The sequence below is a fragment of the Mycobacteriales bacterium genome (assembly GCA_035504215.1).
In the GTDB taxonomy this organism is placed as follows: Bacteria; Actinomycetota; Actinomycetes; order JAFAQI01; family JAFAQI01; genus DATAUK01.
Genome location: DATJSI010000065.1, coordinates 1 through 9,581, shown reverse-complemented (window position 1 = coordinate 9,581; position 9,581 = coordinate 1). Strand labels below are relative to the sequence as shown.

The window sequence follows — 9,581 nt, the reverse complement described above, 5'->3', positions numbered from 1 at the left end:
TGGCCGGTGAGAACAGCGGTGATCACAAGGCGACGCTTCGACATGCCGAAGCCTGAGCGGCCACCGCTATTCCGATGACCTGCGACACGCTATTCCGATGACCTGAGACACCCCATTCCGATGTCCTGAGCCAGGACACTGCTGGGACCACTTCCGGGGTGTGCCGCGACCCGCGGCGGTCCGACGAGGAGCAACGATGGCCGAGCTGGTGACCGAAGGGCCGGAGCTCGTGCTTCGACTCGGACGGTGGGAGCGCCTCGGCGCGATGCACGACAGCATCCGGGTGCCGCGTGCCAACGTGACGTCCGTTCGCGCCGTGGCCGACCCGTGGGCTGAGCTTCGGGGCCTCCGTGCGCCCGGCACCGGGATCCCCGGCGTCATCGCGCTGGGCACCCGCAGGGGCGGGTTCGGCAAGGACTTTGCTGCGGTCTACGGCCACCGCCCGGGCGTCGTGGTCGAGCTCGACGGTGCCGAGTTCCATCGGCTCGTCGTCTCGTCCGACCGCGCGCAGTCTCTCGCCAGGACGATTCAGCAGTTCATCGAATAGCCGCCGGCTGCCGTCCCGGTCCGGTCCGGTCTTAGCGGTCTTCCGTTTGGCGCCCCTATCCGAGCTCGGCGCGCAGGAGTGCCGCCGCCCGAGCCATTGCGCGCATCTTCCCCTCGGCTGACTCGCGCGGGAGGTACTTCATCCCGCAGTCGGTAGCGATCACGATCTGCTCCGGCGGCAGGTGGTCGAATGCCCGCCGGGTGCGTGCGGCCACGAGCTCGGCGGTCTCGACCTCGGGGGTCGAGAGATCGATGACGCCGAGGAGGATCGTCTTGTCAGACAGGTCCTCGAGGACGCCGAGGTCGAGGCCCGACTGTGCGGTCTCAATCGAGATCTGGGCGGCGCTGCAACCGGCGAGCTCTGGCAGGAACGAGTAGCCCTCCGGGCGCTCGTGGATGATCGCGGCGTAGCCGAAGCACAGGTGCACGACCGTCGTACCGGTGACTCCGTCGAGGGCCGCGTTGAGCGCCGAGAGCCCGTACTCCCGGGCTGCGTCCGGTCGGGCTTGGAGGTAAGGCTCGTCGAGCTGCACGATGTCGGCGCCGGCCGCGAACAGGTCACGCACCTCGGCGTTGACCGCAGCCGCATAGTCCATCGCCGCCTCGGCCGGGCTCGCGTAGTACTCGATCTGCGCCTGCTGCGACATCGTGAACGGGCCGGGGACGGTCATCTTGATCGTGCGCTCGGTGTTGGTGCGCAGGAACCGTACGTCGGCAACCCCGACCGGATGCGGCCGCCGGATCGGTCCGACCACTCGTGGGACCGGGTTGGGATGGCCGCTGCGGTCCAGCGCCGTACCGGGGTTGTCGATGTCGACGCCCTCGAGCGCGGTTGCGAAGTGGTTGGAGTAGCTCTCGCGGCGCATCTCGCCGTCGGTGACGATGTCGAGCCCGGCCCGCTCCTGGGCGCGGATCGCGAGCAGCGTTGCGTCGTCCTGGGCCTGCGCGAGGTGCTCGGGCGCCACGCGCCACAGCTCACTTGCCCGCACGCGGGGCGGGAACCGGCCGGCCAGCTTGGCCCGGTCGATCAGCCAGTCCGGCTGGGCGTAGCTACCGACGAGCGAGGTCGGCAGGACGGGCAGGTCGGGCACGAAGCACCTCCGGGCGACGGCAGGCGGCCATCCTCGCAGCTGCTTGGGCCGGCTTCCTACGCCGCCAGCTCGGCCGGTAGCTCCTCGCTGTGGATCACATCGAGTGACGACACCGCCCTGGTCAGCGCGACGTAGAGCCAGTGCAGGCCGCGGTCGTGGCCGCGCACGATGGCCGACGGCTCGACGATCACGACGTGGTCGAACTCCAGCCCCTTGCAGAGCGTGACCGGCACCAGCTCGACCCGCTGGTCCATGCCCTGTTCGACCTTGCCGGCCTCGATCCCGGCGCGACGCAGGGCTCGGGCGGCGTCCGCGAGAACGTCGGCGTCCGCGATGAGGCCGATCGAGCCTTCCTGGCCGAGCCGCTCCTGCACGGTCTGCACGACCGTCGCGGGAACCGCGGATGAGGGCCGGATGGTGAGCGACGCCATGGCATGCCGGATCGAGACGGCGGGTTCGACGTCGACCGTGAGCCACGGAAGCAACCGGTTCGCGAGGTCGAGCACCTCCTGAGGCACGCGGTATCCGCGGGTGAGGGCGACCACCGAGGCATCCGGCTTGCCGAGGTGGCGCAGTGTCTCCGGCCAGCTGGCGACCGCGTCCGGTGCGGTCGCCTGCGCGACGTCACCGAGGACGGTCGCCGATCCGGTGTCGCACCGCCGGCCGAGTGCCCGGCACTGCATCGCTGAGAGGTCCTGCGCCTCGTCGACGACTACATGGCCGTAGGTCTCGGGCCGCGCGATGTGTGCGTGCACCTCGTCGACCAGAAACGCGTCGGCACGGGACCAGCGCGCGCGGTTGGCGGCGACCGGACCCGCGTGGTCCAGCAAGAGCCGCTGGTCGGCCGCGTCGAGGAGGCCGTCGGCGGCGCGCGCGAGCGACCGCTCGTCGGTCAGCAGCCGGGCGACCAGCGCCTTGGCGGTGACCGCCGGCCAGTGATGGTCGACGAACTCGCGCACCTGCGCGGACCGCGCGAGCTTGGCCACCCAGCGGTCGTCCGGAGAGCCGCCCACGCTCTCGGTACGCCGTCGAATCGCTTCAGCGATCAGGGTGGGCAGGCGGGAACGAATCACGCCGTACGGCTGGCCGGTCGATCGCTCGCGTTCCATCAGGTCGCTGAGCTCGTCCGCCGGGATCCGCCAGCGTCGCGAGCCGACCGGGATCACGAGTGACTCGGTCGGCGTGACCAGCCGCGAGTCGATGGCGCGGGCGATCACGTCGGCGAAGCGTTCGTCGCCCTTGAGCCGGGCGAGTTCGGGGCGATCCTGCCCGCGTACCGTCACGCCGGCCACGAGCTCGTCGACGACGACCTGCTGCACGTCGACCTCGCCCAGCGCGGGCAGCAGCTCCCCGATGTAGGACAGGAAGGCGCGGTTCGGGCCGACCACGAGGACCCGGCTGCGGCGAAGCTGGTCGCGGTGGGCGTAGAGGAGGTAGGCCGCGCGGTGCAGCCCGACCGCGGTCTTGCCGGTGCCGGGCGCGCCCTGGATGCAGGTGGTCTGGGCGAGCGGCGCGCGGACCAGGTCGTCCTGGTCGGGTGCGATGGTCGCCACGATGTCGCGCATCGGGCCGACCCGCGGCCGCTCGATCTCGGCGGTGAGGATCGCGCTGGACGAGACATCGTGCTCGTCGCCGGCCGACAGCTGCTCGTCCTCGAGCGACGTGAGCGCCCCCGCCGAGTGGCCGAAGCGGCGGCGCCTCGCGACATCCATCGGCTCGGTTGCGGTCGCCTGGTAGAAGGCGAGCGAGACATCGGCACGCCAGTCGACGACGACGACGTCTCCCGTTTCGTTGCGGACGTGCCGCCGGCCGATGTGGAACTGCTCGCCGCTGGAGTGCCGGTCGATCCGGCCGAAGAACAGCGGCACGCCGGGCACCTCGCGCAGCGCGTCGGCGCGATGGGCGAGCTCGGCCTTGAGGAACTCGGTCGACACCGGATCGCCGCCCTGCGGGTCGAGTTCCCGGACTCGGCGGAGCATCTCGGCCAGGCAGCCACGGGCGTAGTCCAGGTAGCGGCGTTCCTCGGCCAGTGTGGTCTCGGGGTCTTCCGGTGTGATGATCGGCCCCTGGTTGGTTCCTCCGAAGGACGACACGAGTCGAAAATTTTAGTGACACTCGACCCAGGGTCCAAACGGGTTTCTCGACCGCGAGCGGAGTCAGCCGTTCAGGCACAGCAACGCCTGCTCGGACCTCGTCCCGATGTCATCGCTCGTCGGGATCGTCGTCGTCTTCGTCGTCGTCTCCGGCGAGCCGGTATGGGGGATGATCCGGGTGGTGCCCCCTGCAGCACGACAAGGCCACGCGCGGAGCATCGGGAGCTAAGGTCGCCCCGATGCTGGTGATGGTTGACCTCGACGGCACGCTGACCGATCCGTACGACGGCATCACTCGCTCGGTTGTGCACGCGTTTGAAGGACTCGACCGCGAGGCTCCACCAGAGGCCTCGCTCGGCCGCTTCATCGGTCCGCCGCTGCAGGATGCCTTCGCGCAGTGGCTTCCCGGTGCCGACGTCACTCGAGCGGTCGCGCTTTATCGGGAGCGGTTCGACGAGGTCGGCTGGCGAGAGAACAGGGTCTACGACGGCATCGACGCTGTCCTCGGCGAACTCGCCGCCCGCGGCGACGAGCTCGTGGTCGTGACCTCGAAGCCGGCCGTCTTCGCCGAGCGGATCCTCGTGCACTTCGGCTTGCGCCAGCACTTCACGCATGTCGTCGGTGCCACTCTCGACGGGACCCTGCGGCACAAGGCCGACCTTGTCACCAAGGCGCTCGATGCCACCGGGGCGACGGCAAGCAACACCGTCATGGTCGGCGACCGGGCGCAGGACGTCGAGGGTGCGAAGGTCAACGGGGTCAAGGCGATCGGCGTCGCCTGGGGGTACGCCGAGCCGGGCGAGCTCGAAGCGGCGGGCGCCGACACCGTCGTCGACCGGCCGTCCGACTTGCTCGCCGTTATCCCTATCTAACTGGGCGTCAGGGACGCTGAGCTCGCAAACACATCGGTGCGAAGTCGGGGTCAGCCATGCCGATCGCGCGGTCCGCCCGGAGAGGGATGCCGACCGACGCAGACCCTCCTTTCGGTTGATTCGCTTCGAGTTCTCCACTCATACGTTGCCGGTGCGACCGGGAGATACCCGGCTCGCGGCCGCCCGATCCCGCGTCGGAATCGGCACCGCTGAGCAAGAGGAGACCTCAGAGTCGGCCAGGTCGCGATCGCGTTCAAGCGAGGCGTGCTCTACGCGACGTTGCACTTCAACGCCACGCCGACGACTCACGGGTCGATCACCGGTGGCACCGGCGCGTTCCGCAACGCGACCGGCACCGTCGTCGGCACCAGTAACGCTGCGGACACCCGCGCAGCGATCACGATCACCTATCGCAGCTGAGTTCGTCGCACGGACGGCCGGCGACACCGCGCCGGTCGTCCCGACCGGCCGGACCACGCTGGAAACGCCCGGGCAAGATCCGGTCGCGATGATGTCCGACCGGTAGGGCAGGGTGGAGTCGACACCCGGCGAGGGAGGACGACACATGGTCGAGGACCTGATCGACGAGCGCCGCAGCGAACCGGCGTACGTGCAGTCCGAGCGGGCGATGCTGGAGAGCTGGCTGGAGTTTCATCGCACGACACTGTTGCTGAAGTGCGAGGGCCTGAGCGACGAGCAGCTCAAGGCCCGACCGGTGCCGACCTCTCTGCTCTCGCTGCACGGGCTGATCCGGCACATGGCCGAGGTCGAGCGCAACTGGTTCGACCGGGTGCTGCTGGAGTCGGTTGCGCCACCGATCTGGTTCGACCCCGAGATCGACGACAGTGAACTGGTCCCGCTCGACGATGCGGACTGGACCGCGGACCTTGCGGCGTGGGAGGCGGAGTGTGAGCGCAGCCGGAAGGCGGCCGACGCCCATGAGCTCGACGACACCGGATCGCGACGCGGTGCGCCGGTCTCGTTGCGGTGGATCTACGTGCACATGATCGAGGAGTACGCGCGCCACAACGGGCACGCAGATCTCATCCGTGAGCTGCTCGACGGAGCCGTCGGCTGGTAGGAGAGGCCCGGTCCGTAGATGGCGCTGCGCTTGCGGCGCCGGGTCAGTCGGTGGCGCCGCGCTTGCGGCGCTGCGGCCGGCCGCTGGTGAGCGCATCGGCCAGCAACCCGAGGCCGATTCCGAGCATCCAGACGTCCTTGCTGACCGGCAGCCCGGCCGGGGTGGGCCAGATGCTGCCGGGCTTGTGCATCGTGGGAGTCCGCGCGTACATCGTGAGCAGGCCTCCGGCGAAGCCGGTGAGCGCCAGGCCCGCGGTGGCGTTGGACACGAACGGACTCAGCAGCAGTGCGCCGACGGTCAGCTCGCCGACTGCGAGCCCCTTGAGGAACCTCTCCGGCTCGACCGAGTCGAGAAACGGGTACGCACCGGCGGCCATGCCGTGCACTCCCTGCGCGCGCTCCGGCGTACCGTGCCACTTCTCCCACCCGGTGTGCGCGATGTAGGCGCCGGTCGCCACCCGGGTCGGCAGGTTGCGCAGCCGTAGTCGACGCGTCATCGGTCTTGCCCTGACGTCGTCATCACATCCCCGGGAACATCGACCGGAGCGTGTCGAGATCGATGCCGTCGGCCTTGAGCGCGGGCGTGTGATCGGCGTCGAGCCGGCCGTAGACGAGCCGGATGAACGCCTCGGCGGGCAGCTCGAGCGACGCCGGTGCGGAGGCACCGGGATCCTCGATCGGCTCGACCCGCACGCCCTCGGAGGTCGAAGAGATCCGGAAGACGCGCGCCGGTGACTCGGTCCGCACAACCACGTCCAGCGGCTCGCTCGTCGGCTTGCCCGCCCAGGCGGCGAGCTGGCCCAGCTGGTCGACGAGCAGGGCCACGGATTCCGGGGCGATGGTCGCGGACGGGTCCAGCGCGACGGCGATGTCCCAGCTGTGGACCGCGTGCTCGTTCAGCCGCATCCGTACGACGTCGTCGAGCCCGGTCTGCATGCCGAACATCTCGACCTGCCAGCCGTCCTGACCGTCGCGCTTGAGGGCGTCGACGGTGGCGACGAACTCGCCGTCGACCTGCAGCGCGTCCCGTGCCTGTTCCGGTGCCGACTTCGCGTTCCAGGTGTCCCAGATCGGTTGGAACTGCTCGCCCGTCGGCGGCTCGCCGCCAGCGGCGAACGCAGCCAGGTAGCGCCCGAAGATCTCCGCGCCCGACCCGAGATGCGACAGCACTTGCGCGATCGACCAGTCGTCGTCGTACGACTGGCGCGTGACGTCGTCCTCGCCGAGCGGTTCGACCATGTCGACCAGCCGTTCGTGGGAGTGCCGCAGGGCGGTGAGCGGGTCGGACCCGGGTCGCGAAGCATCGGTCATACCGACACGGTAGTTGCGCCCGCAACTTACCTCGCCACCGACCCCCGAACCGGGCCGGCTGAGCTCAGCTCGCGACCAGCGCCCGAACCGCCGAGACCAGCGTGGTCAGGCCGGCTTTGGCGTCGGCGAAGAACATCCCGGTCTTCGGGTTGGTGAACAGCTCGTTGTCGATGCCGGCGTACCCGTGCCCCATGGAGCGCTTCATCACGATGATGTTCTTCGCCTGGTCGACGTCGAGGATCGGCATGCCCGCGATGATGGAGTCCGGCCGCCGGGCCGCGGGGTTGACAACGTCGTTCGCCCCGATCACCAACGCGACGTCCGCGCGCGGGAACTCCGGGTTGATCTCCTCCATCTCCTTCAGCATCGGGTAGGGCACGTTCGCCTCGGCGAGCAGAACGTTCATGTGCCCCGGCATCCGGCCCGCGACCGGGTGGATGGCGTAGGACACGTCGACGCCGCGTTGCTCCAGCAGGTTGCCGAGCGCCGCGAGCTCGTGCTGCGCCTGAGCGACCGCGAGCCCGTATCCGGGAACGAAGATCACCTTCTGCGCATAGGCCAGCTGCAACGCGACGTCATCCGCCTCGACGGAGCGCACCGTCGCTCCGGCACCGACAACCGCGGTCGCCGTGCTGTCCGCCGTACCGAACCCGCCGACGATGATGTTGCGGATCGAGCGGTTCATCGCGTCGGCCATCAGCTTGGTCAGGATGCTTCCGGACGCCCCAACCAGTGCGCCGGCAATGATCAGTGCGCTGCTGTCGATGACGAACCCGGCCATCGCGACCGCCGTGCCCGTGAACGCGTTCAGCAGCGAGATCACGACCGGCATGTCGGCGCCACCGATCGGCATCACCATCGTGATGCCGAAGACCAGTCCCAGCAGCAGGAAGGTCACGAGCGCCGCGGTCGACCGGTGGTCGCCCCAGATCAAGTAGCCGCCGCTGCCAAGGGCACCGAGGACGAGTACGGCGTTGACCAGGCGTACGGCGGGGAAGGTCACCGGCGCGCTCGTGACGATGCCCTGCAGCTTCCCGGCGGCGATCAGCGAGCCGCTGAAGGTCACCGCCCCGATGACCACGTCGAGCACGGTCGCGACGGTGGCCCGGGTCGAGAGCTCGGCGCCGTGAATGGTGACGACGCGGACGAACTCGGTGATCGCGACCAACGCAGCGGCCCCGCCTCCGGCGGCGTTGAACAAGCTGACCAGCTGGGGCATGTCGGTCATGTGCACGGTGCGTGCGCCGACCAGGCCGGCGACGCCGCCGACGAGGATCCCGACCACGACGATTGCCCAGCCGGTGCCGGTGATCGACCCGGTGTGCGCGACGTCGGCGATCGTGATGGCGATGGCCAGCGTCATACCGGCCGCCGATACGGTGTTGCCGCGCCGTGCCGTCGCGGGGGAGTTCATCAGGTGCAGGCCGATGACGAAGCACACAGCCGCAAGCAGGTAGATCAGCCGGACGGCCGTGGTGAAGTCGCTCACGACTCCGCCCCGGCATCGGATTCGGCGGCCGGCGGCGGAGTGGGCCGGCGCTTGAACATCTGCAGCATGCGGTCGGTGACGACGTACCCGCCCACCACGTTGGCGGCGGCGAAGGCGAGCGCGATGAAGGCGAGGATGTAGCCGAGCGGGTCGTGCGCCGTAGAGGCGGCGAGGATCGCGCCGACCAGCACCACGCCGTGGATCGAGTTGGCGCCGGACATCAACGGGGTGTGCAAGGTGGCCGGCACCTTGCTGATGACCTCGAAACCGACCAGCAGGCTCAGCACGAAGATGCTGATGTCCGACAGCAGCTGCGCGCTCACTGGGCGCCACCGCCAGCTGTCGAGGGCTCGGCAAGCTTGGGCTGCAGAGCCGGATGTACGACCTGTCCGGCGTGGGTCATCACGACGCCCGCCTGGATCTCGTCCTCCAGGTTGATCGACACCTCGCCATCGGTGATCAGTACGCCGAGCAGCGAGGTGAGGTTGCGGGAGTACGCCGTCGAAGCGCTCGTGGCGGCCAGCGACGGGAGATCGTCAGCGCCGATCACGGTCACCCCGTTGTCCGTCACGATCGTCTCTCCCGGGCGGGAGGTCGCCACGTTACCGCCCAGGCTGCTGCTCGCCGCGTCGATGACGACCGAGCCGGCGCGCATGCCTTCGACGGCGTCCGCGCTGACCAGCAGCGGCGGCGTGCGACCCGGCACCTGCGCGGTCGTGATGACGATGTCGGCGCGCTTGATGTGGCCGGCGAGCTCTTCGACCAGCGCCGCCTGCTCCTCCGCGGTCAGCGGCCGGGCGTAGCCGCCCTCGCCCGCCGCCGACTTCACCGCGGCGATGTCGACGAACTGGGCGCCGAGCGAGGAGACCTCGGTTCTCGAGTCCGGCCGCACGTCGAAGGCGCGCACCGATGCGCCGAGCCGGCGGGCGGTGCCGATCGCCTGCAGGCCGGCGACGCCGGCGCCCAGGATCAGAACCTCGGCGGGCCGCGCCGTACCGGCCGCGGTGACCATCATCGGGAAGTAGCGGCCGAACTCCTGGGCGGCCAGCAGGACGCTGCGGTAACCCGCGACGTTCGCCTGCGAGGTGAGCGCGTCCAT

The 9,581-nt window shown here is 69.7% G+C and carries 12 protein-coding genes; 5 read left to right on the top strand and 7 right to left on the bottom strand.

Features of this window, described 5'->3' with window-relative positions; genetic code table 11:
* Window positions 1-196 precede the first annotated feature (196 nt).
* Window positions 197-547: a hypothetical protein gene (locus VME70_08250; protein ID HTW20184.1), complete on the top strand. Its 351-nt coding sequence runs from the start codon at window positions 197-199 to the stop codon at window positions 545-547.
* 55 nt (window positions 548-602) lie between these two features.
* On the opposite strand, the gene VME70_08245 is transcribed toward VME70_08250, so the two are convergent.
* A complete protein-coding gene (locus tag VME70_08245) occupies window positions 603-1,637 on the bottom strand; it encodes a hypothetical protein (GenBank protein ID HTW20183.1) in 1,035 nt (344 codons plus the stop codon).
* A 56-nt stretch (window positions 1,638-1,693) separates the two neighbouring features.
* Window positions 1,694-3,730 carry an ATP-binding domain-containing protein gene (locus VME70_08240; protein HTW20182.1) on the bottom strand — a complete coding sequence of 679 codons (2,037 nt, stop codon included), beginning with the start codon at window positions 3,728-3,730 and terminating at the stop codon, window positions 1,694-1,696.
* A gap of 106 nt (window positions 3,731-3,836) precedes the next feature.
* Here VME70_08240 and VME70_08235 point away from each other — a divergent pair, with 106 nt between their 5' ends.
* The 4 genes from VME70_08235 (at window position 3,837) to VME70_08220 (ending at window position 5,683) form a co-directional block, all read left to right on the top strand.
* Window positions 3,837-3,959 carry a hypothetical protein gene (locus tag VME70_08235; protein HTW20181.1) on the top strand — a complete coding sequence of 41 codons (123 nt, stop codon included), beginning with the start codon at window positions 3,837-3,839 and terminating at the stop codon, window positions 3,957-3,959.
* Window positions 3,960-3,969: 10 nt separating this feature from the next.
* Window positions 3,970-4,602 carry an HAD hydrolase-like protein gene (locus tag VME70_08230; protein HTW20180.1) on the top strand — a complete coding sequence of 211 codons (633 nt, stop codon included), beginning with the start codon at window positions 3,970-3,972 and terminating at the stop codon, window positions 4,600-4,602.
* 264 nt (window positions 4,603-4,866) lie between these two features.
* Window positions 4,867-5,022 carry a hypothetical protein gene (locus tag VME70_08225; GenBank protein ID HTW20179.1) on the top strand — a complete coding sequence of 52 codons (156 nt, stop codon included), beginning with the start codon at window positions 4,867-4,869 and terminating at the stop codon, window positions 5,020-5,022.
* Window positions 5,023-5,167: 145 nt separating this feature from the next.
* On the top strand, window positions 5,168-5,683 hold the full coding sequence (locus VME70_08220) for a DinB family protein (GenBank protein ID HTW20178.1): 516 nt from the start codon (window positions 5,168-5,170) through the stop codon (window positions 5,681-5,683).
* Between the two features lie 43 nt (window positions 5,684-5,726).
* Here the strand turns inward: VME70_08220 and VME70_08215 are convergent, their stop codons facing one another.
* From VME70_08215 to VME70_08195, 5 genes are all read right to left on the bottom strand, one after another.
* Window positions 5,727-6,179: a hypothetical protein gene (locus VME70_08215; protein ID HTW20177.1), complete on the bottom strand. Its 453-nt coding sequence runs from the start codon at window positions 6,177-6,179 to the stop codon at window positions 5,727-5,729.
* A 22-nt stretch (window positions 6,180-6,201) separates the two neighbouring features.
* Window positions 6,202-6,993, bottom strand: a complete 792-nt coding sequence (locus VME70_08210; GenBank protein HTW20176.1) for a maleylpyruvate isomerase family mycothiol-dependent enzyme — start codon at window positions 6,991-6,993, stop codon at window positions 6,202-6,204.
* A 64-nt stretch (window positions 6,994-7,057) separates the two neighbouring features.
* Window positions 7,058-8,482: an NAD(P)(+) transhydrogenase (Re/Si-specific) subunit beta gene (locus VME70_08205; GenBank protein ID HTW20175.1), complete on the bottom strand. Its 1,425-nt coding sequence runs from the start codon at window positions 8,480-8,482 to the stop codon at window positions 7,058-7,060.
* Window positions 8,479-8,805 (bottom strand): NAD(P) transhydrogenase subunit alpha, encoded by a 327-nt coding sequence (locus VME70_08200; protein ID HTW20174.1) that lies wholly within the window; start codon window positions 8,803-8,805, stop codon window positions 8,479-8,481. The genes VME70_08205 and VME70_08200 overlap by 4 nt, the downstream gene beginning before the upstream one ends.
* A partial coding sequence (locus VME70_08195; GenBank protein ID HTW20173.1) for an NAD(P)(+) transhydrogenase (Re/Si-specific) subunit alpha occupies window positions 8,802-9,581 on the bottom strand: 780 nt, incomplete at its 5' end. The genes VME70_08195 and VME70_08200, both read right to left, overlap by 4 nt.